This window comes from Candidatus Clavichlamydia salmonicola, from assembly GCF_015356765.1.
GTDB lineage: Bacteria > Chlamydiota > Chlamydiia > Chlamydiales > Chlamydiaceae > Clavichlamydia > Clavichlamydia salmonicola.
On sequence record NZ_WTCQ01000001.1, the window covers coordinates 413,675 to 437,602 of the forward strand.

Consider the following 23,928-nt stretch of genomic DNA (forward strand, 5'->3'; position numbering starts at 1 on the left):
GGAAGGGATTTCTCAAGTATGTTGCAAGATAGAAAAATTTTATCAAAAAAAGAAAATCAATAAAAAGCTTTGGATTCAAATAATGAAGCATAAAGAAAAAACAGAAAAAGAAATTGTAGATAAGGCAAATCGATTGCTATCAGGGGTCTTTATTTGTTTTTTTTTAATAGGCATTAGAATTTGGTGTATTGCTGTTATACAACATGAAAAAAAAACTTTAGAAGCACATAAACCACAAAAACGCACAGTAATAGAAAGAGCAGAGCGAGCGCCAATTTATGACTGTAATGAAGTATTATTAGCTGGAAATACAGTGCGATATGATGCAGCAGTTAATTATAGTGCCATAGGAGAAATGCCAAGATGGGTGTGGTTAAAAGATGCAAAAGGAAGAAGAAATAAATTTTTTTTTCGTAAGCAATATATTTCACGATTAGCAAAATTATTGGGTGAAGAATTAAATAGTGACCCAGTCAGGTTAGAAGACATTATATATGCAAAGGCTGCAGTGGCAGGAAACATTCCTTTTGTTATTAAAGAAAATATTGGAGCAGCTACATATTTTCATTTAAAAATGTTGGAAAAAGAGTGGCCAGGCATTCATGCAGAAATTCGCACAATAAGATATTACCCATTAGGAATGACTGCTGCTGAAATCATTGGTTATACAGGACCAATAAGCAAAGAAGATTTTGATCAAGCAACGAAGAGAGTGAAAGAATTACGTAGAGCTATAATAGCTTTTGAAGAAGGAGAACCTCCTTTTTGGCCAAGAGGGATCACTCAATTAGAAGAAGCTCAGAGAGAGATTTTAGTTTTAGAGCGACGGGTGCTATGGAATGATTCAGTAGGAAAGATAGGAATAGAAGCCTTTTATGATGGAAGATTAAGGGGGATTGCGGGTAAGCGTGAATTTTTAGTTGATCGAGCAGGAAATTTTGTACAAGAATTAAGTGAATCAGAAAGTCCTTGTAAAGGACAAGCGTTAATGTTGTCATTATCTGCAGATTTACAAGCTTATGGTGAAGAATTACTTCTTGAAAGAGAGGAACGAGTTCAAAATAAAGGAATAGCTGCGTTAAGTAAAAATTCACTAGAGCCAATAGCTCAGCCATGGATTCGGGGAGGTGCTATTGTAGCTTTAGATCCATCTTCTGGAGCTGTATTGGCAATGTCATCATTTCCACGTTTTGATCCTAATGATTTTATTAAGTCTGCAAAAGAAGAAAGTTTTAATGAGCAAGAGACAAGACCATGGCGGATTGCAGAATGGTTAGAAAGTCCTACTTATATAGGGGCTATATGGGATTTACAAGCAGCGCTTACTAGAGAAAGAAAAGATATTTTAAAAAATAATAATATAACGCAAAAAAAAGAATTAACATGGTCTTTATATTGTGATTTAACTTTAGCCCATCAAGGTGAAGTGAGACAATTTTTAGAAAAAAATAACAAATTGTCAGATGCGTTAATAATACGTAGTTATGTAAAAAAAATCTTAGCTATATATCAATCTGTTGATACCCCTATTTCTTCTTTAAAAATTTTAGATTTTCTTTTCTTTCCACAAGGAGATAACGTCGCTGAAACTACAGAATTAAGTCAGCAAGAAAGAAAATTTTTAGAAAGAAGAAAAGAAGAAAAGCTTTATGAAACATCTTTTCTGATTGAAAAATTAGATGAACTTTTGAAGCCATTGTCTTTAAATAGTGATAAATTATTGGTAGCAGATCTATATGGATTATGCCTGGATGAAAGAAGAGCAGGTAATAATTTTTTAGAGATTATTTCTGATGTTACATTAGATGAACATCGTCAGGCAGAAGGGTGTTTATGTTCTATAGAGAGTGTAGTTAAAGAAATTGTTCAAGGATTATTTGAAGAATTTGATTTTAAGACATGGAGAGAAGAGGAATTTCCAGATTTTTTGGCTTGTCAAAGACGTTTAGAAAAAAAGAAAGGGGTTAGGTATCCTCTTCCATACATAGAATATTTAGATAAAAATAAAAAAGAATTTTTTAAAGCTTTTTGGGAAACATATAAAGAACGCTTCCTATTAGCAATTTTATTAGGTAATCAATCTTTTGATTTACCTATACAAGCTTATGAATCAGTGCTTCATAAGTGGCATAATGAATTAGTTTCAGGAGCTCATTCAGGTTTATTTTGGACAAGGCATTTTCATATTTTCAGAGCCCTATTAAAGAAAATAGGAGGTACAGAACAGCAGATAGAGTACTTGAGACTACTTCGTTCATTTGATGAGTTAGATCGAGATTTATTAGGATCTTACCGAGGTGGGATTACTACAGAAAAAGGACTAGCTTTATCTTTTTATCCTGTTGGAGGTTTTGGGTTTGCGAGATCTCATGCATTTAGGCAGGCGGTAATCTTAGGCTCAGTATTTAAATTAATGCCTGCATACGCTGCGCTCACGCAGCAATATCAAAAAATGGCCCCTTATATATCTTCTACTGAGTTGAATCCCTTGATCATGACGGATGATAAAAGATGTATTGATCCAAAAAATGGCAAGTGGATTATAGGATTTTCTCAAAAAGGAGATCCTATTCCTACATTTTATAAAGGGGGGAGATTACCTAAAAGTGAAGGACGACAGCCAGGATTACTAGATTTAAAAAAAGCTTTAGAGGTTTCTAGTAACCCATACTTTTCTTTATTGGCAGGAGAAGTATTAGATGACTCAGAAGATCTTTATTATGCAGCCCAGTTATTTGGGTTTGGAGAAAAGACAGGAATAGATTTACCAGGAGAATATGGAGGATATCTTCCTGAAGATTCTGCTTATAATCGCTCAGGGTTATATGCTTTTGCAATAGGGCAACATTCGTTAGTAGCAACTCCATTACAAACAGCAGTGATGTTATCAGCTTTGGTTAATGGTGGCACTTTGTTTACGCCAAAATTGTTATTAAAAGAAAAAAACAGTGTTACGGGAAAATGGCGGTCAGTAGAGCCGCAGATTAAAAGACGAATTTATTTACCAGCAGCAGTACAGAGAGTGTTATTAGAAGGAATGCAGCAAGTTATTCAGGGAGAAAAGGGTACAGCTCGAGGATTAAAAGAATTATTTTCAAAAGAGCTGTTATCTAAAATTATAGGAAAAACTAGTACTGCAGAAACAATGATTAGATTAGGGCCAGAAAAAAAATATGGGATTGGAAAGCTAAAACATGTCTGGTTTTCTGCGGCTAAATTTGAAGATGAATCTTTAAGGATTCCTAAAATAGTAGTAGTTGTTTATCTCAAATATGGAAGCTCTGGAGCAGAAGCTGCTCCCTTAGCTATAAAGATGATTAAAAAATGGGAAGAATTGCAAAAAAAAAATTAAAGTAGCAAAGGTTTGGCCTACTTTTTGCTCTAACTAAAGAGAAGCTTAAAAAAAGAGGATCTCAAGGTATGAGCAAAGAAATGTTTTTTTTAAACAGCGGTAATGAAGCTGGCCAAAATGATTTTTATAAAGGAGTAAGTGCCTTTTTAACAGGAGATTATGATGAGGCGGCTTCAAGCTTTGAGGCTATGCTAGCATATGGAAAAAGAAACCCATTAGCTTATTGCTATTTAGGAATTATTGCTTTGGAAAAAGGTAATTTTACTGAAGGCAAAGAGAAGTGTTTAGAAGGATTAGAAGAAGATCCAGAGAACATTTATCTATACTATTGTTTGGGAGCGGCATTTGAGCAAGAAGAGCAGTGGAAAGAAGCGGCTCATTATTATCAAATGTATTGCAAACAAGCGCCTCATGATACAGAAGCTATGTTGAGCATGGGCTATATGTTAGAAAAACAAGGTAAAACGGACATGGCAGAAATTTGTTACCGTAAAGTTCTTGCATTGCAATTTGCTAATTGTCCAGCTTCGTATGGTCTTGCTGTGCTAATGGAAAGATCTGGAAGAGAGGAAGAAGCGATGCAATTATTAGCAGCAGCCACGCAAGAGCATCCTCTTTGTTCTAGGCTATGGGCTAAATTGGGAGCTCTTTATTTTAAGCAAAAATTATGGAGTCAAGCAGCAGTAGCTTATCAGACAGCTATGGACTTAATTAATGAATCAGCTGATGGGTTTTATAACTTGGGACTATGCCTACTTTTAAATGGGTCTACTAAAGAAGCCGAAAAAGCATTTCGCAAAGCTTTATCTATGAACCCTCAAGATATAGATACATTATTTTATCTAGGGCTTACATGTTTGCAGCAGCAGAAAATTATAATAGCAGAAAATTATTTCATGCAGGTGTTGTCTTTAGATCTAGATTATGAAAGAGCTCATTATCTTTTAGGCTGCGTATTCTATAAACAAGGCCGGTTTATTCAGGCAGAAAAAGAAATAGATTTTTTGACTAAAAAAAATTCTCCATATGCTCAAATGATTCAAAAGATTAAGGGATATGTAGATGATTCTGGAAAAATGCTAGTTAATGATGAGGAAGAAGTTTATTATTTATCTGAAAATAATGAATTTATTTAATTATTGTTTGTAAGTTTAATGGATAAGATTATTTATTTTGATATAAAGTTTTAGATTGATCATTTTATTTGAATGAATTTTTGAAATGGTATAGCCTTAGAAACATTCAAATAGCTTGTTGAAGCTTTTTATTATAATTTATATATGTCATCACTATCTACTGAAGAAATTTTACAAAATCGTTCTGAATATAAGTATGGTTTTATCACTGATATTGAGCGAGATTCGTTAGAGCCAGGTTTGTCAGAAGAGACTATTCGACAAATAGCATTAAAGCGAGATGAGCCTGATTTTTTATTAGAGTTTCGGTTAAAATCTTATAGGCATTGGCTGACTTTAAAGGAGCCAGAATGGGCAAATATAAGTTATCCACGAACAGATTATAATTCTTTAGTTTATTTTTCAGCACCAAAGCAAAAAGCTCTTTTGGGAAATTTAGAAGACGCTGATCCAGAACTATTAAAAACATTTCAACGATTAGGGATTCCTCTAGATGAACAAAAACAGTTAGCGAATGTAGCTGTAGATTTAGTTTTTGATTCAGTGTCAATAGGAACAACATTTAAAAAAAAATTAACAGATGCGGGAGTGATCTTTTGTTCATTCTCAGAAGCAGTTCGTTTGTATCCTGATCTTATTCGGCAATATTTAGGAACAGTTGTTCCAGCAGGAGATAATTTTTTTGCAGCATTAAATTCAGCAGTATTTACTGATGGGTCTTTTGTTTATGTCCCAGCAGGGGTTGCTTGCCCTATGGAAATTTCTACATATTTTAGAATCAATGACAAAGAAGCAGGACAATTTGAGCGAACCTTAATTATAGCTGAAGAAGGTTCTTCTGTCAGTTATTTAGAAGGTTGTACTGCCCCTGCTTTTTCTACTAAACAGATGCATGCAGCTGTAGTTGAGTTGATCGCTTTAAAAGATGCAAAAATTAAATATTCTACTGTTCAAAATTGGTACACGGGTGATTTAAAAACGGGTGAAGGTGGAGTCCATAATTTTGTAACCAAAAGAGGTTTATGTAAAGGCGAAGGCTCTAAGATTTCATGGACACAGGTAGAAGTAGGATCCGCAGTTACATGGAAATATCCAAGTTGTATTTTGGCTGGAGATAATTCTGTAGGAGAATTTTATTCAGTAGCATTAACGAATGGAAAAATGCAGGCAGATACAGGAACAAAAATGATCCATTTAGGAAAAAATACACGTTCTGTAGTTGTTTCTAAGGGTATTTCTGCAGATGAATCACATAACACATTTAGAAGTTTAGTCACGATTAAACCTGGAGCTAAAGGAGCTCGCAATCATACACAATGTGATTCTATGTTAGTTGGAAACTGTTGTTCAGCAAATACATTTCCTTCTATAGAGGTGATGAATACTGAAAGTGAAACTGAGCATGAAGCAACAACATCAAAAATTCATGAAGAGCAATTATTTTATCTACAATCCCGAGGATTAACTCGGGATCAAGCATTAAACTTAGTGGTTAATGGCTTTTGTCAAGAAGTGATTCAAGAACTTCCAATGGAATTTGCTGAAGAAGCTAAAAAATTATTATTATTGAAACTGGAAAACAGTGTGGGCTAAAAAATGTTAACAATTTCTGATTTACAAGTAAGCAATCAAGGAAATGTTATTTTAAAAGGAGTAAATTTAGAAATTTTTCCTGGTAAAAGACATGTTATTATGGGTCCTAATGGATCTGGAAAATCAACATTAGCCCGGGTGCTTGCAGGTGATCCTGCTTATGAGGTAATTGGAGGAAAGATCCTTTTTCAAGGAGAAGATATTACAATGTGGTCTCCAGAAGAAAGATCTTTAGCAGGTATTTTTATGAGTTTTCAGTATCCATCAGAAATTCCTGGAGTCTCTAATGAGACTTTTTTTCTGGAAGCTTATAACACGCATAGATTGGCTCATAAAAAATCTTTGTGTTCAGAGGTTGAATTTCAAGAACTCCTTAATGAAATAATGAAGCAGTTAGGAATTGGTGCAGATTTTAAATCCCGAGGAGTTAATGAAGGGTTTTCTGGTGGTGAAAAAAAGCGAAATGAAATTTTGCAAATGATCTTATTAAAGCCAGCATTATCAATTTTAGATGAAACAGATTCAGGGTTAGACGTAGATGCTCTGCGTATTGTAGCAAAAAGCTTATCTCAGTTTTTTATCGACAATCCAAAAAGTAGCATGATGTTAATTACGCATTATAGAAAATTTTCTGATTATGTAGATCCTGACTTTATTCATATATTGTCAGAAGGACGTATTGTTAAAAGTGGGTCTGCTAGCCTAGGTTTAGAGTTAGAAGAGTTGGGATATGACAAACTTATAGGGATCCTTTAAACCAATGAGTCAGCTGTTACAGGAAAAAATTCAAACATCCACAGATATTTTAATGAAAGGGATTCTTATCAAAGAAGGATTTCCTCAACATGAATGTTTAGATCGTTTTTTAGAATTAACAAAAAAAATTGATCAAAAACCTCAAGATAAAAAGACTTTAGAGATGCTTTCTAAAAATATAGGAGCGTTATCTTGGGATTATAATGACCTTACTATAGATGAGTCAGAGTATCGGTGTGTATTTATTAATGGACGTTATAATGAACAGCTATCATTAATGCCTAAAGAAGCGATCATTTTACCATTAACAGCTGCTTTAAAAACATACAGTGGATTTTTAGGTTATAGGATTAAGCAATGGGCGAATACAGAAACAGCCCCACTAGCTTTGCTTAATGGTGCTGCTTGGGCAGAAGGTATTTTTATATATATTCCAGAGCATTGTGTTATTGCTCATCCTATACATATTTGTTCTGTTAATACAATTTTAGATAAAGAAAAATTATTTATCTGTTCTCCACGAATACATGTTGTACTAGGTCATCATGCGCAGTTGAAGATACAGATGCAATCACAAGTAAAGAGCGAAGAAGCTGCGGCTCTTTGGCTGAATAGCTTTTTAGACTGTTTCTTAGAAGAAGAAGCATCTTTAGAATGTTACTTTTCTAATGCACAATGTCGGCGGCATTCTTCTGTTAGAAGTTATTTAAAGGATCGCTCAACCTTTAAGGTAGGTATTTTATCAGGAGAAAAATTTAAAGATGAACATGACATTAGATGTGTATTAGCTGGAACAGCTTCTCATGCTGAGGTTGTAGGCTTACTAAGTCCTAAAGAAAGTAATGCAATAGATTTAGAAATTTTTATGACTCATCGGGGAGAGCAAACAACATCAAGACAGAAAGTAAAAGCTATTTTAACAGGTAAAGCTAAGGCTTCGTTCCAAGGAAGAATCTTTGTGGAAAAAGAAGGTGATAAGACAGATGCTTATCAGCGTATTGATGGGTTATTACTCAGTGAGGGAGCTGTGATGTTTACACAGCCTGAACTAGAAATTTTTGCAGATGATGTCAAAGCATCTCATGGAGCAACAGTTGGAAAGCTGGAGTCTGGTGATCTTTTTTATATGAGAAGTCGTGGGATTAGTGCTGAAAAAGCCCGAGCCCTTTTAATTCAAGCTTTTGTAGATGAAATAGCTGATGATTGCATTTTGCCTAATAGTGGAAAACTTTGTTTAAAAGATTTTTGTAGAGGGATTTTTAATGGTTAATTTAATGACAGACGCTGAAGAAGAGATCTTTACAGCAATAAAAGCAGAATTTCCAATTTTTACCCGCAAGATAGAAGGAAATGATCTAATTTATTTAGATACAGCAGCAACAGCTCAAAAGCCAAAGGCGGTTATTTCAGCAATTACAGATTTTTATTCTTATGGTTGTGGAACAGTCCATAGAGGTGTTTATGCTTTATCTCGATCTGCTACTAAACAATTTATAGAAGCAAGAGAGAGAATTGCAGCTTTTTTTCACGTTTTACCTGAAGAGATTCTTTTTACTCGTGGAGCTACCTCTGCTTTAAATAATATAGCTCGCGCCTTATCAATGTCAGCGCTAAAAGAAGGTGATGTCATTTTATTAAGCTCAATAGAACATCATGCATGTGAAGTTTCTTGGCGTATTATTGCAAAGCAATATGGATTAATCATTAAGTATATTCCTGTTGATGATCAGGGAAATTTGATTATTGAAGAAGCTGAAAGGTTAATAAAAGCAGGGGCTCGTGTTATTAATTTAGTGCATATAGCTAATGTATATGGAGCAATTATTCCAGTAGATCAAATCATCGATATTGCACATAAGCATGATGTTTTGGTTATATTAGATGGTACTCAAAGTGCAGCACATTTTCCTTTAGATTTAAAGAAGATGAATGTGGATGTGTTTGTTGCTTCAGGGCATAAGATGTATGGCCCTACAGGTATAGGGATCAGCTATATTAAAAAAGAGTTATTAGACCACTTACCACCATTTGAAGGTGGTGGAGATATGGTAGAAACAGTTACTGAAGATGAATTAATTTTTCATCCAGCGCCTTTAAAGTTTGAAGCAGGAACTCCAGCTATAGCCTCTGTTATTGGCTTGGGAGAAGCATGTCATTTTTTAATGAATATTGGGATGAATAAAGTTTTTTTAAGAGAACGAGAAATAACGTCCTATTCTATAGAAAAATTTTTGGCAATGGATCAAGTAGAAATTTTAGGAAATAAGGATGCTTTTGCAAGAGGATCTTTAGTAAGTTTTGCAGTAAAAGGTATTCATCCACTAGATATTGCTTATTTATTAGATGCACAAGGAATTGCAATAAGAAGTGGTAACCATTGCAGTCAATCTTCTATGCGTAGAAGTGGCTATACAAGCCTAGCTAGGATCTCTTTTGGTGTATATACGCTTAAGTCAGATATAGATTATTTTAGTCAAGTGTTAGAAGAGATTATCACATTACTTAGTAAGTAAATTGTGACTTTACTTGTTTCCAAATGCTATGGCCATATATCTTAATAAGGTTTTTTAGAGAGAAAAGTTCTTGTACACAAGAAAATTTATCTCCACAAAGACGAAAAAGTGGCCATCTGCCTTTTCCCCATGTCATGTTAATGGCATTCCCATTAACAAAAGAATATTGATATTGCTCTGAAACAGTCGCGTGGGTGGATCTTATGGTTTGTCCAAAGGGATAGATAAAGGAAGTAATTTTTCTACTTAAAATTTCTTCTAAAATATTTTTTGCCAAAATAATTTCTTGATGAACATCTACAAAATCAAAGCGTAAGTTACAGCCAGAATGTCCATGAACAGCATAATGCAGTAATTTTTCTTGATCCATTTCCTGCAATTCTTTTCCTGAGCAAAAAGGATGAGTTTTTTCAAAAATACCATCAGTAGTAGTTAAGGCATTGGAGATAGATGTGCGAATGGAAAGGGGAACTGTAGAGTCATCAGGAGAGATATAACGTGTAGATACACCAAGAATAGCTTTTATATTTAGTTGCTTTAACAAAGGAAATATATGATACATAAAGTCAGCACTAGCATGATCAAAGCATAAGGCTAAGGACATTTTATGCACAGGGATAGGATCGCCAGGAGTAACAAGAGGAAAATTTTTTTTTAAAAAAGATAATTGATTTTTCCAAAAAAAAGCATCATTAGAATTATTGAAAAGCTGAATCTTAGAGTAGTTAAGAACCAATAACATATGGGCCTTTCTATTTAAATAATGATTTGCCTCATTAATAAATTTTATTGATGAGGCTTTGCTTTTTATAACATGATCCTATGGATGTAAAGAAATAAGATGGTCAAGATAGGAGTCTAAAGAGCAAAAACCAATGTATAAAAATGGTTTAAAGCGTTCTTCATAATTGGCTTCTTTAATTTTAGATCGATGTTGAGTAACAAACTCTTTATGACCACTTTTAACAGCTAAAAATAGCATAGATAATTCATTAGAAATTTTTAATAATGGATATTTACAGCTACTATTTAATAATGTGTCTAATTCTTGAGATTTTAAAAAAGCTTCTTGATAAGAGTTCTGTAAAGTTAACAATACAATTTTATTATAAAGCTCAACGCATGATGAATGGGAGTGTAGTGATGTTGGGCATGTAGTATAGCTTTCAAACAAAGGTAAAGATGTTTGAGGAGTATTTTCTAACATATTCCATGATGTTAAAATTGATAAAACATGGGGATCATTAGGAAAGGAGCGTTTCATTTCAGTTTCTAAAGAATTGATGAAATCAGCAGAGCATATTTCTGGGATACCTAAAAATTTATAAGCATATATAGATTCTAAAAAACTATTGGTAAATGTTCTAGAACGAGCATGAGAAGCGCACCAACTGGTTTGTGGTGTTAAGATTAAAAAAAGGAAGATAGTCATAACCATCTTAATTTTTTTGAATAAGAAAGAATTTTTCAAAATCATGAACATAAATTTTTAATGATTGGAATAGTAAAAATTGTACAAGTAAAAGAGCTTTTTGTAAATTCTGAGGCAAATTCTAAAATTTTTTTATAAAAAAGCCTGTAAGAGCAAGAGATAAAGTAAAACTATATTTGTTATAAAATAACTGATTATCTAGATCTTTGACTTGGATGAGCAGGTGCTTGAGAAGCTAGTAATAATTTTGTGTAGGGATGCTGAGGATTTTTAAAAACGTTATTAATATCACCTTGCTCTACAATTTTTCCTTGGTACATGATTAAAACTTTAGAACAAAGATGCTTAATTACAGCTAAATTATGAGAGATAAAAAGGCATCCAAAACGAAGATTTTGTTGTAGATCCATTAAAAGATTCAATACTTGTGCTTGTACTGACATGTCTAGAGCAGATACAATTTCATCACAAATTAATAATTTGGGTTTTAAGGCAATGGCTCTTCCAATCGAGATTCGTTGCTGCTGTCCTCCGGAAAACTGATGTGGATATTGAAATACAGAATTTTTTGACAGTCCTATGGCATTGAGTACATCTAATACTGCAACCATTTGCGCTGTTTTATTTTTTACAAGTCCATGGTAAAGTAAAGGATCTCCAATACTTTGAAATACTGTTTTACGAGGATTTAGAGAAGAATAAGGATTCTGAAAAACCATTTGAATTTGGCGTTTTAAAAATCGTTTCTTCTGTCCTTTTAAGGTAAGTAAATTTTCTCCTTGAAATAGGATGGCTCCTTCAGTTGGCCTACTTAATCCTTCTATCATTAGACCTGTAGATGTTTTGCCAGATCCAGATTCTCCAACTAAACCAACAATTTCTCCTTCATTTACAGAGAATGAAATATTATCCACAGCTTTAATAAGAGATGAAGATAGAGAAAACCAATGATTTTTCTTTTGAAAATATTTTTTTAAATTTTGTAATTGTAGAAGAGGTTCAGAGTTCATCTTCATAGAGTCTACACTTTACTTTATGCCATTGGCTTTGATTAATAATAGGGATGGGGCCTTGTTGGCAAGATGGCATAGCGTATGCACACCGAGTATGGAAATGACAACCTGTGGGATAATTAGTGATATGAGGAATAGAGCCAGATATTACTTGAAGTTTTTTTCTAGCTAGGTTTGTGGTGTTTCCAGGACGAGAAGCGAATAGTGCTTTAGTATAAGGATGAGCCATATTGTCAAATAAATCAAGCACAGGAGCCTGTTCTATGATTTCCCCTGCATACATAACAAAAACATCATCAGCAATATCAGCTACAACACCCATATCATGAGTGATAAGAAGTATGGCCATGCCATGAGTTTGTTGTATTTCTTTAAGAAGATTTAAAATTTGATGTTGAATAGAAACATCTAAAGCTGTGGTAGGTTCATCAGCAATTAAGATATCAGGCTTACATAAAAGAGCCATAGCAATGATAACCCGTTGAAGCATCCCGCCTGATAATTGATGAGGATATTGAGAAAGTATACGTGATGGATCAGGTAAATGAGTTTGTTTTAATGCTTCCAAAATATGAAAGATACTCTCATCTTTTTCCATAGATTGGTGTGTTTCTAAAACTTCTGAAAGTTGATCTTCTATTGTATATACAGGATTAAGAGTTGATTGTGGATTTTGAAAGATCATACTAATGCGATTGCCACGAATTTTTCTTAATTGAGCATCAGAACAGGTTAATAGATTTTTATTATCATATATAACTTCTCCTTCAGGAGGAAGAAAAGGAGGAGTAGATAAAAGACCTAAAATTGCATGAGTGGCTACTGATTTTCCTGAGCCAGACTCTCCTACTAAAGCAATAGTTTTTCCTTTGATCAAATCAAAAGAAATATCATTAACAGCCATATATTTTTTTCCAGAAAGCATTAATGATACACGAAGATTTTTTACTGTAAGAAGTGGAGTCGTTGGAGTAGACATCATGGTTTACAATTAAGTTGTTTGAGCGATAAGATATAGGAAAAGGTTTTCTTATGCAAACGCTGGCGCGTCTCTTTGGACACTCTCCTTTTTCTCCTTTAGAAGCTCACATGGCTGCAGTAGCTCAATGTGTTCATCTACTTCCAGCTCTTTTCAATGCTCTTGCAATGAAAGATTATGATAAAGTAGCTGAAATGGGAGAAGAGATTTCTAAAAAAGAACATGAAGCTGATGAAATAAAGAATGACATTCGTAATCATCTTCCTTCAGGTTTATTTCTTCCTGTATCTCGGGCAGGATTGCTTGATATTCTTTCTTTACAAGATGGATTAGCAGATAAAGCTGAAGATACTGCTGTGCTTTTATCTATTCATAACCTTTTATTTCATGAATCTTTTAGTGATAAATTTTTTGCTTTATTAGAAAAAAATTTAGAAGTATTTGAATCTGTCTGGGCCATAATCAAGAGGTTAAATCTTCTTTTAGAAAGTTCTTTTGGTGGTACTGAAGCTGAAAAAATTCGTAAACATGTTCATCGAGTTTCCATAGGGGAACATGAGTCAGATATTTTGCAAAGGCAACTCTTAAAAACACTGTTTAAGCAGGATGCATATATTTCTGGTCGAGAATTTTTCTTATGGATGAAAATTATACATGCTGTTTCTGGGATATCAGATGTTGCCGAGAAATTGGCTAATCGTGTTTGTATGATCTTAGAATAAATTATCTCAAGGATTCCTTTTTCATGTCTTTTTTAGTTTTGTTATTAGTATTGGCAGGGACTTTTGGTTTCTATGCTGCGTGGAGTATAGGGGCCAATGATGTAGCTAATGCTGTAGGAACCAGCGTAGGTTCGGGTGCACTCAGTTTAAAGAAAGCTGTTTTGTTAGCTATTATTTTTGAATCTGCAGGAGCTTTCTTTTTAGGAGGAAAAGTTGCTGGAACAATAGAATATCGTATTGTTGGAGCAGATTTAACAAGTATTGATCCTATGAATTTTGTCTATGGGATGTTAGCTGCATTGCTTGCTACTGGTGGATGGTTACAGATAGCAACATTTTTTAAATGCCCTGTTTCTACAACACAAGCTGTTATTGGTGCTGTTATAGGATTTGGTATAGCTGTTGGTAATGGCTTTGTTGTTTACTGGGGTTATGTTGGATCTATTGTTTTAGGATGGATTATTTCGCCTCTTTTGGGTGGTTGTTGTGCTTATGCAATTTTTTCTCTTATCAGAAAGCAGGTCTTATATAAGACAGATCCAGTAAATGCTATGCGTCGCTTAGCGCCTACTTTAGTTACAGCTTTATTTGTTATTCTTACTGGGATTATCTTATTTAAAGATGATCATCGAATATTTTCAGGCATTGTTTTGATGGCGATCTTATTGGTTATAGGATCAGTATCCTTCTTTTCTACAAAATTTCTTTTAAGAAATTTTTCTTTAGAAACTATTCAAAACATCATGGAAAAAAAGAATAAAAAAGTTTCTAAAAGAGAAACGTATTATTCAGAAGTGGAACGTATTTTTGGTTATTTACAAGTTATTACAGCATGTTTTATGGCATTTGGGCATGGATCTAATGATGTAGCTAATGCTATTGGTCCTGTTTCAGCTATCTTTAAAATCCTTAAGCCTTCATGGAATGCTCCATGGGTAGGCACTCTATTACTTGGTATGGGTGGTATTGGTATTGTTGTTGGGTTAGTTACTTGGGGATGGCGTGTTATTGAAACTGTAGGTAAAACAATTACAGAGCTGACTCCTTCTCGGGGCTTTGCTGCTGGGTTTGGTTCAGCATTAACAGTCGTTCTAGCTTCAAAAATTGGGTTACCTATTTCTACAACACATGTTGTTGTTGGATCAGTACTAGGTGTTGGGTTTGCTCGTGGGATTAAAGCTCTTAATATGAATGTCGTTCGGGATATTTTTGTCTCTTGGGTAATAACAGTTCCTGTTTCAGCCTTACTTTCTATGATGTGTTTTCTAGCCTTAAAATATATTTTAGGGCAATAAGATCTTAACAACAGATACTGTGACTGTTTTCGTATAGTATTTGTTCATAGATAAAGATAAGGAGAATGATTATGAAGTTGTCTATTCATGAAGGGGATTTTAAAAATAAACGTGTCTTAATGCGTGTAGATTTTAATGTTCCCATACAAGATAGCGTTATTCTAGATGATACTCGGATTCGCGCATCACTTCCTTCTATTCTCCATATTTTAGATCAAGGAGGCTCTTTAATTTTAATGAGCCATTTAGGTCGACCTAAGGGTAATGGACCAGAGTCTTCTTTTTCTTTACAGCCTATCAGAAAAATTTTAGAAGAATTATTAGGAAGACCTGTTCTATGGGCTATAGATTGCATTGGTGATGAAGTAACTAAACAGGTAGCAGCACTTTCTTCAGGACAAGTGTTATTGTTAGAAAATCTTCGTTTTTATGCAGGAGAAGAAAAACCTGAAACAGATCCTTCTTTTGCAAAAGCCTTAGCAGCACTAGGAGATCTTTATGTAAATGATGCTTTTGGAACAGCTCATCGGAAGCATGCTTCAACTTATTTTGTTCCACAACTCTTTCCAGGAAAGTCTTTTGCTGGTTTTCTGATGATGAAGGAAGTGGAGTTTTTGGGAAATGCTCTTTCACAGCCAAAACGTCCTTTTTATTCTGTAGTAGGTGGAGCTAAAATTCAATCTAAGATTGGAGTAGTTAAATCACTTTTAGATAAGGCAAATGGTCTAATATTAGGAGGAGGAATGGCCTACCCTTTTCTTAAGGTACAAGGATTTAATATTGGGAAATCTTTATGCGATATAGCCACTTTACCATTAGCAGAAGAAATCTTAAGAGAGGCGGAAAGAAAAAAGGTAGAACTTGTTCTCCCAGTAGATGCGATTGTTGCAACTGATATAGAGGCCACTTCGACTCAAGTCATCTCTTTTAGTAGAGGCATTCCAAACGAGTTAGAAGCTTTTGATATAGGGCCAGAGTCATTAGCTTTATTTTCTAAGACTTTAGCTAAAGCAGCTACAGTCTTTTGGAATGGAACTGTCGGTGTGTATGAGAAAGCTCCGTTTGCTCATGGGTCGTTATCTTTAGCTAAAATTATTAGTGAGTTATCAGCAATTAGTGTTGTTGGAGGGGGAGATGCAGGTGCAGTGGTTGCTATAGCGGGTCTTTCTGATAAAATCACACATCTTTCTACAGGGGGAGGAGCTTCTTTAGAGTATATTGAATTAGGTACTCTACCTGGGTTAGAAGTTCTTTCAGATAGAAATTAAATCTATTACATAATTATGTAATCAATTAATGCTGAAGAGCATCTATCTTTATCACTTTATAGTTAAAAAAGTTACCTTGTATTTTAAACAATGGTTGGATATTTCATAGATATCTATTTTTTATGAAAAACCCAGCTAGGTTAGCATATATTATGACAATTGCTAATGAAGGCATCCCCAGTTATGAACCACCAGAGCCCAATAAGTCTTTAGAACCCATAGAATGGCAGGGCCTATCTGCTGCTGATAATATTGATTATGAACCTGAGACTGCTTTAGAAGAAGAACTTGAAAGTGATGAGGGAGAAGCTTTAGAAGAAGAGCTAGATGAAGGTATTTCTTTAGATGAAAAAGAGTTCTTTCATATTTTTTCTGCAGGTAGTACTGATATTAAGAATGCAGTTAAACAAGAAAAGGAAAAAGAAGCATCTAAACAAGATTTTAAAAAAACTTTTAAAACAACTCGTAAAGCTCAACATAAGGCTATTCCACAGCTCCTGTTTATTACAAAAATTTTAGCTTCTTATTACCAGAAAGAATGGTTAAATCAAGGACATTCTAATAAAATGACTCCTAGAGTCATTACAAAAAAATTACCTAAAAAAAGTTCAAATTCAGTAGTACTTGTGTCTCAAAGACTGCAAGATATCTTTTTGTTACAAAAAAATAAATTGAAAATGTTGGCTAACTTAACTGTTAGATATACCCAAATGATATGGAAAACTTTCTTAGAAGAAAGTAGTACTACAGAAGGTCCTCTAGATGTGAAAAAATGGCAAGTTCCTGAAAAAAAGAAAAGAATAATAACACTGTTATCTAGAGCAGAAGATAAAAATGAACTTTATGAAAGGTTAATATGGTTATATCAATATAGACATATTAATACTAAAAGAGCTTCTTTAAGGCCTGATTTAGATATAGATCTATTTCCAGGAGAATATCAGAGAAAATGGTCCGCTTTAGTAAAAAAGAAAATAGAATAAAGATGGGGAGGGTGATTTAATTATATTGTTATTAATAAGTGTTTTAATTTAAATTATTATTGGTTTTTTTAAAAGTAAGTATTTATGATGAATATTATAAGTAGATCTAATTCAACATCTTCTATAGTAGAAGTGCTATCAGCGAGGTCTGTAATAAATACTCATAAAGAGACTGGTTCAGCAACAGTTTTTATGGAAACTCTTCCAAAAAATATTAAAAAGAATGAAGCAGTGAAACAAGGAAGGCTAAAGTCCTTATGGGCAGATGCTTGTTATGTTATCAAAGTCATTTTTATCTTTTCTTTTCTCATCTGTTACAAAATTTGGAGTGTTTTTAAAACAGCTATAATATGTCTATATAGAAGTTATGAAACTCTTCTCATGCAAGCAATCAAAATTAGTGCAAAGAAACCTCACAAGATCAAACGCTCTTAGTTATTTTTTACAAAAAATTTTTTTTGATTTAATCACTTAAATATATTTTTTATCCTTGATTTTGATGTAATTAAGAAATTAATAATATTTTTATTAAAAATTATTATATTTTTTTTGTTGATAACAATATTTTTTCAATAAAATATAATATATAATTAAAAATAATAAGAATTATAAAATCTTAGTTGTTTTCTTAAAAGGTATTATATGACTGGCAATATAAATGGATCATCACCTCAATTTTCTTCTGAAAAGATAAATCAGGAACAGTCTCAAGTTAGTGGTAGAATTGAAAACAGAGATACTAAGTTGGGATCAATGGAAAATATGCATGCTAACATTCCATCAGCAGAAAGAGGTCGTACTACAGGAGCAAAAGTAGAATTTAAGCAAAAAACTTTTCTAGCAAAAGCTACTCATGTTATGCGAGCGATTGTTAATGTAGCAAGAGCTTGTTGGATGGTATTTAAAGGAAGGGTATCCAACCTATTGTTGTCTTGCAGAAAAAGCTCAAAGATAGATTACACAGCAAGTTTTTATAAACCTTACCAAGAAGATGAGATACATCTTAGACGATATGTCCCTCCTGTTGAAGATAATGTTATGTCTGAAGAACCTGAGGTAGCGACAACTGGAGAAGAAACAACTGTTGAAGAAACTGCTGGAACAGTAACCCCAGAGGGCTTGCTGAAAAAAGCTAAAGAACGTGGAGCAGCAAGAAGAAAAATCAAAGAAGAGCAAGGATTGTCTAATGAGGTTGGTACACAAGTGGTTGGTGCACAAGTAAATGATTCTGACCAAGGAGAATCTGGGGCAGTTGGTACAGCAGTAGATATAGAAGAGCAAGGAGCGTCTAATGGGGTTGATACACCAGTAAATGATTCTGACCAAGGAGAGTCTGGGGCGGTTGGTACACAAGTAGTTGGTGCACAAGTAAATGATTCTGACCAAGGAGAATCTGGGGCGGTTGGTACAGCAGTAGATATAGAAGAGCAAGGAGCATCTAATGGGGTTGATACGCCAGTAAATGATTCTGACCAAAGAGAGTCTGGGGCGGTTGGTATGCAAGTAGATGAGAATTCTATAAGTGATAATACAAGCTTTACTGGTTCAAGTATATCTTTAAGCAGTGATGATTTTACAGGTGTGGATACTGATGAGAGTGATACTGAGTCGGTAGGCGCTCCTGAGAAAGATGTAAATTCTAATGGGACAAGAAAATTATTGAAAGTAGATCATTCTCAATTAGATGATGATTCATCAGTAGAAATAGACTTTAGTAAACCATCACCACTTCAACGACAAAATGCTATAAGAAAACCAAAAGTGCCAAGAGGAATATCAGAAGATCTAAATGTGAAGACAGTTAAGTTTGTAGATAATGTTAAAGCATTTGGACAGGCTCCCCCAAAACCACCAAGATTAGCTCAATTTCTTAATCAACCAAGTACGTCTCAAGCAGTATCTCAAGAGCCAGCTGAGGCGCTAGAAAGTAATAACGCTTCTGTTGGCAAAGAGACTAGTAAGCTGGATGTCATGAAGGAAGGGTTGAGCACTGTAGCAGATCGCTTAAGTGCTCAAGGAAAAACAATGAAAAAAAACTTAAGGTCAGTATTTAAAGGTTTTAAAAATCGTTATCCTAAAAACTCATAATTCAAAAAGATTTAAGAATCATGTATTTGTTTTTTAATGAAGCGCCAGTTTCATTATCATTTTATCAACAAGAACAAATGCAACATAATGAAATTTGAGCATCATTTACCACATGATTATCCACTCGTTATACTAGAGGGAATTGTGCATGGTCAAGATCTGGAATTGGTTTATAATTTTGAAAGTCAAATACTAGAAGGAAAAGCTTATAACGTTCCAATATCACATTGGCAAACAGATGATTCTTCAATCATTTTAAAGTATGTCGATGACTCTTTTAAAAATAAAATCATTCATGGGGGGATGATTAAGAGTTTCTTAGATTCTTTAGAACAACGATTAACACTTGAGGAAGATTTACCCTTTTGGAAAAGGTTGCTCTTTAGGCACAAAAAACATAAAAAACAAGTTAATCAAAAACTAAGAAATTTTTTTGTTATAAGAGAATTTTTATTAGAAAAAATCTCAAAATTAACAGCTACAATAGAGAAATATAGAGCAGAGTTTTTTCTTAATGATAAACATCTAAAAAATGCAAAATTTGTGGGCTCACAGCATGAGTGCAAAAAAACTAAAGAGATAAACTTCTCATGCATAAAGGCTATAAAAAACCTTAGGTATGAAAGTAAGCATATATTTAATGCCTTAAAGTCTGAAGAACGTTACTTAATTAAGTTATTTCAAAGATTAAATCATCGTGATAGATCAGAGGATGCATTAGTCCGAGATCATTTATTACAAAGTATTTTTGAAGAAAGACAGCAGATTAATCTTGTAGCAAAAGAAAAGTATAAACGTCGTCAGCTAGAAGAAATGATTCAGGATATCCATGATTGGTTAGGTAAAATTAAAGATATAGATCCTGAAGGATATCATAAAATAGTAGGATTTTTTCTTCAGGAGGCAATTATTCCAGGAAATATAAAATGGTTACCCTTATCTTTAGAAGCTCCAGCTGGAATAGAGACCATTTTACTTAATCAAATTTATTTTATCCAAACAGTTTCACCTTTTCTCTATCATAGATTTATAGGTAATTGGGCGCATGATTTTGAGAAATGCCTAGAAGGAGTCATTTCAGAAAAAGCATCTATGATAAAAAATGAGTATCAACAAGTAAAAAAAGAATTTAATCAACTTAAAAAAGAGAATAAAGATCTCTGGATTGCATGTTTTCAAGTCTTATTGAACAGTTTTACTCATGATTACGGTATAATCTTGCTCAAATAATTGATATGGATTTAATTTTATGATGAATGCCTTTCGCCAGAATCATGCTGAAGCTATTTTAAAAGCTATAGAAGATTCTGATTCTTCTCCAGATGGGATTATTCAAGCTTATTTTCGCTCGCATAAAGCACTTGGCTCTAAGGATCGCGCTTTTATTTCTGACATTCTCTTTACTTACATACGTTATAAAAATTTGGTAGAAGCTCTTGTAGGAGAAAATCAAGCTACATTAGAAAATAAGATTAAATTTCTTGCAGAAGGGTTTGATTATAAAAAATATGAAGATGATGAATCGTTGCCATTGTATATAAGAGTTGGATTTCCAGAAGAATTATTTCGCAGATTATCTGAAGCATATGGAGATGGGCAAGCATTTGATCTATGTCAAATATCTAACCAGCAGGCGCCAACAACCTTAAGAATTAATCCATTAAAATTTTCTAGAGAAGCTTTTATGGAAACTTTTGGTCAAGATTTTGAGATGACAGAATCTTCTCGGGTTCCTTATGCTATTTCTATGCTTAAACGCTTTCCTTTTAAATCTTTCCCTGAATTTAACGAAGGCTGCTTTGAGTTTCAAGATGAGGGAGCACAAATTGTTTGTGAAGCTATTACAGTACGTCCTGGAGACCATATTCTTGATTATTGTGCAGGAGCAGGTGGAAAAAGCTTAGCGTTAGCACCTCGGGTAGGAGAAGAGGGTTATTTAGTCCTTCATGATTTAAGGGCAGCTTTATTGCAAGAAGCAACTAAAAGGATGAAGCGAGCAGGGATTTTTAATTGTCAGATGGTAAAAGCAGGAGCATTAAAAGCTGACAAATGTGCTCCTTTTGATCAAGTTTTGGTGGATGTTCCTTGTTCTGGAACAGGAACATTAAGAAGAAATCCTCATCATAAATGGCGTTTTTTTGCTAAAGATCAGCGACGAACTATTCGTATTCAACGTCAGTTAGTCACAGAAGCAGCTCAATTTTTAGCTCCTAATGGTCGATTAACATATATTACATGTTCTATTTTGCCAGAAGAAAATGAAGAGCAAACAGAATTCTTTATAGAGCATTTATCTTTAGAAAGAGATAGGCCAGATCTTTTTATCTTGCCAGAGGCAGGCGGAGCTGATGGTTTCTATGCTTCATTTTTAAGAAAGAAGAAAGCTTAATGTTGAAAGTTTCTAATTTTCTTCGAGCGATGATTTTTAAATTTCTTTCCTGTTAGCACAGCTAATAGAGTTATATTGCATAGGGCAAACCATATGGGATGCTTCTTTGCAAAAGAAAAGCATTGAAATATTAGATTAGGTGGAACATCTGCTGCAGCAAATAAAGGCTGTTGTTTGATGATTTCTGGAGAGTCTTTATCTTTAATAATCAATGTTCCTACAATGCTATTTGTTTTAATTGGAAGAGTGGGAATATCCCATGTTAAAGAAACGATAGGAGTATAGGGTTCTGATCTGTAAAAATCATAAAACAGTCCTTTTGGCAAGGTAGTTATTAGTTTCTTGCGTCCACCCTTAACTTTAGTAGTAAAGACTTGTTTCCCAGGATCTAAAAGTATGCATCTTTGAAGAGGTTCATTAAAGGTTATTTCAAATAGCTTTATGATATTTTGATATAAATAAAAAAGATCAGTTCTACATCCCATACCTATTGCAATTAAGTCTCTGTTATTTGATTTAGCTGCAGCTACTAAATTTTTTCCAGCCATCTTTGTTGTACCAGTTTTGACTCCATAGGCTTTTGGGTAAAAAAAAGAACCTTTTTTAAGAAGGCGATTTGTTTGATAACAAACACATTTTTCTGATCCATCAGAGAGATGAACAATATGTTTTTTAAGTTTAACGATTTCTTGAAATAATGGCTCTTTGAGAGCTTCTCTTGTGATAAGAGCTAAATCTTCTATAGTACTAATATGTGCAGGATGGTGTAAGCCATGGGGGTTAAGAAAAGAGGTATTTTTACAACCAAGTTCTTTTAGATATATATTTAATTCTTTTAAAAAAACAGGAATAGTAGGGCCGTAATAATGAGCAAGAACATTAGCAGCATCATTAGCTGATGAAACTAGCATAGCTGAGAATAAATCTTTGGCAGAGAGTTCTTCACCAACCCTTAATTCAATACTACTTCCTTCTGGTTCAAGCCAATAAGCTGGACTTCTGTAACCAGAGTCTTTTTTGTCTTTACTACTAATTTGTTGTAAAGCTTCTTTTTTTATTTTTATTAAAGAATTAGGGGAGAAAGATTTTTTTTTTAGAATAAAAAGAGCAGTAGCAATTTTTGTTATACTTGCTGGAAAAATAGTAAGGTCTTTATTTTTTTCAAAAAGGATTCTGCCATTAGTAGCATTAATTAAAACAACGGCTTCTTCTTTGAGGTCAATATGGTTAAAGATATCATGAGCATGTAAAGGATAAAAAACGCTTAAAATTAATAAGAACATTATTTTTATTTTCATAATATGCCTTAAATAGATTTAAATGTTTAAAACAAAGGTTTTATAATTTTATATAATTTTCAACAACAAATAAAAACTTGACGATCTCTTAAAAAATGATCTACCATTATATTAGGGGGAATCAATGAGTCCAATAGAATTAGAAATTGTTTACCAAAAGTATATGGGTAATTTAGCTAGTTTTGTTCCAGATGGCATCTTAGATGTAGATTTGGATTTACTACAGCAATTGGGCCTGGTACAAGAACCCATGGAATTAAGCCAAGAAGATAACATGGGCTATAATTTCTATGTGGTTGAGTCATCAGACAAACTTACATTATTTAATAGTAAGTTTATTGTTTGGATTGTGCCTCAATTAATAGATAAAGTGCCTGTTACATATGGATTAATAGCGTCTAATCATGAGAAGGATACTCATTTAGAAATGGTCTTCTCTGCTAAGGGAGTTTATAATCATTCAAATCTTGTTTTAAGGGTTTTAGAAAAATTACTAGAGCAAATAGAAGACAATGAAAAGGAATTATACTTTTACTAAAAAGAATTGTAGAGAGATCCAATTTTCATTTTTTACATATTGATAAAAAATGTGATCACAATATTTCTTTATTAGCAAGATGCCCAATCCTCCAGAAATAGGATTATTTGGATCAAAAGGTAAATTTATTTTTTTTTTCATATTTAATGGATTAAAGGGGATTCCTTTATCTTTAATATGAATTTCAAAAATTGAATTTAAGACAGAACAAGATAATTTTATAGGCCTTACTGAATCATTATTAGGGTAAGCATAAGAGATAATGTTCATGATCACCTCTTCAGCAGCAAGCTCCATTTTTCTTATTTTTTGAATTGGGATATTGCATTGTAAGGCTTCTATCTTAATAAGATTGAGCATCTTGTAGAGAGAAGAGAGATGAGCTTCAAATTGGTGAAAAATGAGACAGTTAGATTCTAAGGGAGATTTTTTTTTAAAATGGTGATTTCCTGGAGAGACCATAATTTTTCCCAAATGATCAATGTGGTGCTGAAAAAATTATCCTTTTATTTTAAAAAAAATGAATAAAAAGAAAGGAAGTCTTTTTTAGAAAGAATCTTTCAAAGAATTTTT

The 23,928-nt window shown here is 33.5% G+C and carries 21 protein-coding genes; 15 read left to right on the forward strand and 6 right to left on the reverse strand.

What is annotated here, in order from left to right:
- Positions 1-82 precede the first annotated feature (82 nt).
- The 6 genes from CLAVI_RS01770 to CLAVI_RS01795 all read left to right on the forward strand — a co-directional run bounded on the left by CLAVI_RS01770 (position 83) and on the right by CLAVI_RS01795 (position 9,350).
- Positions 83-3,352, forward strand: coding sequence for a penicillin-binding transpeptidase domain-containing protein (locus tag CLAVI_RS01770; protein ID WP_194843862.1), 3,270 nt, complete (start codon positions 83-85; stop codon positions 3,350-3,352).
- A gap of 68 nt (positions 3,353-3,420) precedes the next feature.
- Positions 3,421-4,488: a tetratricopeptide repeat protein gene (locus CLAVI_RS01775; protein ID WP_194843863.1), complete on the forward strand. Its 1,068-nt coding sequence runs from the start codon at positions 3,421-3,423 to the stop codon at positions 4,486-4,488.
- Positions 4,489-4,632: 144 nt separating this feature from the next.
- A complete protein-coding gene (gene sufB / locus CLAVI_RS01780) occupies positions 4,633-6,081 on the forward strand; it encodes a Fe-S cluster assembly protein SufB (protein WP_194843864.1) in 1,449 nt (482 codons plus the stop codon).
- Positions 6,082-6,084: 3 nt separating this feature from the next.
- Positions 6,085-6,837, forward strand: a complete 753-nt coding sequence (gene sufC, locus CLAVI_RS01785; RefSeq protein WP_194843865.1) for a Fe-S cluster assembly ATPase SufC — start codon at positions 6,085-6,087, stop codon at positions 6,835-6,837.
- 4 nt (positions 6,838-6,841) lie between these two features.
- Positions 6,842-8,107 (forward strand): SufB/SufD family protein, encoded by a 1,266-nt coding sequence (locus CLAVI_RS01790; RefSeq protein WP_194843866.1) that lies wholly within the window; start codon positions 6,842-6,844, stop codon positions 8,105-8,107.
- On the forward strand, positions 8,100-9,350 hold the full coding sequence (locus tag CLAVI_RS01795; RefSeq protein ID WP_194843867.1) for a SufS family cysteine desulfurase: 1,251 nt from the start codon (positions 8,100-8,102) through the stop codon (positions 9,348-9,350). The genes CLAVI_RS01790 and CLAVI_RS01795 overlap by 8 nt, the downstream gene beginning before the upstream one ends.
- Here the strand turns inward: CLAVI_RS01795 and CLAVI_RS01800 are convergent.
- The 4 genes from CLAVI_RS01800 to CLAVI_RS01815 all read right to left on the reverse strand — a co-directional run bounded on the left by CLAVI_RS01800 (position 9,340) and on the right by CLAVI_RS01815 (position 12,774).
- Positions 9,340-10,092, reverse strand: coding sequence for a polysaccharide deacetylase family protein (locus CLAVI_RS01800; protein WP_194843868.1), 753 nt, complete (start codon positions 10,090-10,092; stop codon positions 9,340-9,342). The two genes, CLAVI_RS01795 and CLAVI_RS01800, sit on opposite strands and share 11 nt — an antisense overlap.
- A 78-nt stretch (positions 10,093-10,170) precedes the next feature.
- Positions 10,171-10,782, reverse strand: coding sequence for a hypothetical protein (locus tag CLAVI_RS01805; RefSeq protein ID WP_194843869.1), 612 nt, complete (start codon positions 10,780-10,782; stop codon positions 10,171-10,173).
- A 194-nt stretch (positions 10,783-10,976) separates the two neighbouring features.
- Positions 10,977-11,792: an ATP-binding cassette domain-containing protein gene (locus CLAVI_RS01810; protein WP_194843870.1), complete on the reverse strand. Its 816-nt coding sequence runs from the start codon at positions 11,790-11,792 to the stop codon at positions 10,977-10,979.
- Entirely contained in the window at positions 11,782-12,774 is a 993-nt protein-coding gene (locus CLAVI_RS01815; protein WP_194843871.1) for an ABC transporter ATP-binding protein, read from the reverse strand. Before CLAVI_RS01815 ends, CLAVI_RS01810 begins: the two co-directional genes overlap by 11 nt.
- Before the next feature lie 53 nt (positions 12,775-12,827).
- Between CLAVI_RS01815 and CLAVI_RS01820 the strand changes: the two genes are divergently transcribed.
- From CLAVI_RS01820 to CLAVI_RS01855, 8 genes are all read left to right on the forward strand, one after another.
- Complete coding sequence (locus CLAVI_RS01820) at positions 12,828-13,496, forward strand: TIGR00153 family protein (RefSeq protein WP_194843872.1); 669 nt, start codon at positions 12,828-12,830, stop codon at positions 13,494-13,496.
- Positions 13,497-13,519: 23 nt separating this feature from the next.
- Positions 13,520-14,791 (forward strand): inorganic phosphate transporter, encoded by a 1,272-nt coding sequence (locus CLAVI_RS01825; RefSeq protein ID WP_194843873.1) that lies wholly within the window; start codon positions 13,520-13,522, stop codon positions 14,789-14,791.
- Between the two features lie 68 nt (positions 14,792-14,859).
- Positions 14,860-16,059: a phosphoglycerate kinase gene (locus CLAVI_RS01830; protein ID WP_194843938.1), complete on the forward strand. Its 1,200-nt coding sequence runs from the start codon at positions 14,860-14,862 to the stop codon at positions 16,057-16,059.
- Positions 16,060-16,181: 122 nt separating this feature from the next.
- Positions 16,182-17,042 (forward strand): hypothetical protein, encoded by an 861-nt coding sequence (locus CLAVI_RS01835; RefSeq protein ID WP_194843874.1) that lies wholly within the window; start codon positions 16,182-16,184, stop codon positions 17,040-17,042.
- A gap of 84 nt (positions 17,043-17,126) precedes the next feature.
- Complete coding sequence (locus CLAVI_RS01840) at positions 17,127-17,477, forward strand: hypothetical protein (protein ID WP_194843875.1); 351 nt, start codon at positions 17,127-17,129, stop codon at positions 17,475-17,477.
- Positions 17,478-17,684: 207 nt separating this feature from the next.
- Entirely contained in the window at positions 17,685-19,130 is a 1,446-nt protein-coding gene (locus CLAVI_RS01845) for a hypothetical protein (RefSeq protein ID WP_194843876.1), read from the forward strand.
- A gap of 87 nt (positions 19,131-19,217) precedes the next feature.
- Positions 19,218-20,360: a hypothetical protein gene (locus CLAVI_RS01850; RefSeq protein ID WP_194843877.1), complete on the forward strand. Its 1,143-nt coding sequence runs from the start codon at positions 19,218-19,220 to the stop codon at positions 20,358-20,360.
- Between the two features lie 22 nt (positions 20,361-20,382).
- Positions 20,383-21,519: an RsmB/NOP family class I SAM-dependent RNA methyltransferase gene (locus tag CLAVI_RS01855; protein ID WP_194843878.1), complete on the forward strand. Its 1,137-nt coding sequence runs from the start codon at positions 20,383-20,385 to the stop codon at positions 21,517-21,519.
- Here CLAVI_RS01855 and CLAVI_RS01860 read toward each other — a convergent pair.
- Positions 21,516-22,817 carry a D-alanyl-D-alanine carboxypeptidase family protein gene (locus CLAVI_RS01860; RefSeq protein WP_194843879.1) on the reverse strand — a complete coding sequence of 434 codons (1,302 nt, stop codon included), beginning with the start codon at positions 22,815-22,817 and terminating at the stop codon, positions 21,516-21,518. The two genes, CLAVI_RS01855 and CLAVI_RS01860, sit on opposite strands and share 4 nt — an antisense overlap.
- A gap of 124 nt (positions 22,818-22,941) precedes the next feature.
- Here CLAVI_RS01860 and CLAVI_RS01865 point away from each other — a divergent pair, with 124 nt between their 5' ends.
- Positions 22,942-23,355 (forward strand): hypothetical protein, encoded by a 414-nt coding sequence (locus tag CLAVI_RS01865; RefSeq protein ID WP_194843880.1) that lies wholly within the window; start codon positions 22,942-22,944, stop codon positions 23,353-23,355.
- Here CLAVI_RS01865 and CLAVI_RS01870 read toward each other — a convergent pair.
- Positions 23,341-23,817, reverse strand: a complete 477-nt coding sequence (locus CLAVI_RS01870) for an ATP-binding protein (protein ID WP_194843881.1) — start codon at positions 23,815-23,817, stop codon at positions 23,341-23,343. The genes CLAVI_RS01865 and CLAVI_RS01870 overlap by 15 nt on opposite strands.
- Positions 23,818-23,928: the final 111 nt, after the last annotated feature.

Coding starts and splice junctions, on each gene's coding strand:
- CLAVI_RS01855 (WP_194843878.1), top strand. CDS start 20,383: ATGAATGCCTTTCGCCAGAATCATGCTGAAGCTATTTTAAAAGCTATA.
- CLAVI_RS01790 (WP_194843866.1), top strand. CDS start 6,842: ATGAGTCAGCTGTTACAGGAAAAAATTCAAACATCCACAGATATTTTA.
- CLAVI_RS01815 (WP_194843871.1), bottom strand. CDS start 12,774: ATGTCTACTCCAACGACTCCACTTCTTACAGTAAAAAATCTTCGTGTA.
- CLAVI_RS01860 (WP_194843879.1), bottom strand. CDS start 22,817: ATGAAAATAAAAATAATGTTCTTATTAATTTTAAGCGTTTTTTATCCT.
- CLAVI_RS01825 (WP_194843873.1), top strand. CDS start 13,520: ATGTCTTTTTTAGTTTTGTTATTAGTATTGGCAGGGACTTTTGGTTTC.
- CLAVI_RS01835 (WP_194843874.1), top strand. CDS start 16,182: ATGAAAAACCCAGCTAGGTTAGCATATATTATGACAATTGCTAATGAA.
- CLAVI_RS01870 (WP_194843881.1), bottom strand. CDS start 23,817: ATGGTCTCTCCAGGAAATCACCATTTTAAAAAAAAATCTCCCTTAGAA.
- CLAVI_RS01845 (WP_194843876.1), top strand. CDS start 17,685: ATGACTGGCAATATAAATGGATCATCACCTCAATTTTCTTCTGAAAAG.
- CLAVI_RS01810 (WP_194843870.1), bottom strand. CDS start 11,792: ATGAACTCTGAACCTCTTCTACAATTACAAAATTTAAAAAAATATTTT.
- CLAVI_RS01795 (WP_194843867.1), top strand. CDS start 8,100: ATGGTTAATTTAATGACAGACGCTGAAGAAGAGATCTTTACAGCAATA.
- CLAVI_RS01840 (WP_194843875.1), top strand. CDS start 17,127: ATGATGAATATTATAAGTAGATCTAATTCAACATCTTCTATAGTAGAA.
- CLAVI_RS01770 (WP_194843862.1), top strand. CDS start 83: ATGAAGCATAAAGAAAAAACAGAAAAAGAAATTGTAGATAAGGCAAAT.
- sufB (WP_194843864.1), top strand. CDS start 4,633: ATGTCATCACTATCTACTGAAGAAATTTTACAAAATCGTTCTGAATAT.
- CLAVI_RS01865 (WP_194843880.1), top strand. CDS start 22,942: ATGAGTCCAATAGAATTAGAAATTGTTTACCAAAAGTATATGGGTAAT.
- sufC (WP_194843865.1), top strand. CDS start 6,085: ATGTTAACAATTTCTGATTTACAAGTAAGCAATCAAGGAAATGTTATT.
- CLAVI_RS01800 (WP_194843868.1), bottom strand. CDS start 10,092: ATGTTATTGGTTCTTAACTACTCTAAGATTCAGCTTTTCAATAATTCT.
- CLAVI_RS01850 (WP_194843877.1), top strand. CDS start 19,218: ATGAAATTTGAGCATCATTTACCACATGATTATCCACTCGTTATACTA.
- CLAVI_RS01805 (WP_194843869.1), bottom strand. CDS start 10,782: ATGACTATCTTCCTTTTTTTAATCTTAACACCACAAACCAGTTGGTGC.
- CLAVI_RS01775 (WP_194843863.1), top strand. CDS start 3,421: ATGAGCAAAGAAATGTTTTTTTTAAACAGCGGTAATGAAGCTGGCCAA.
- CLAVI_RS01820 (WP_194843872.1), top strand. CDS start 12,828: ATGCAAACGCTGGCGCGTCTCTTTGGACACTCTCCTTTTTCTCCTTTA.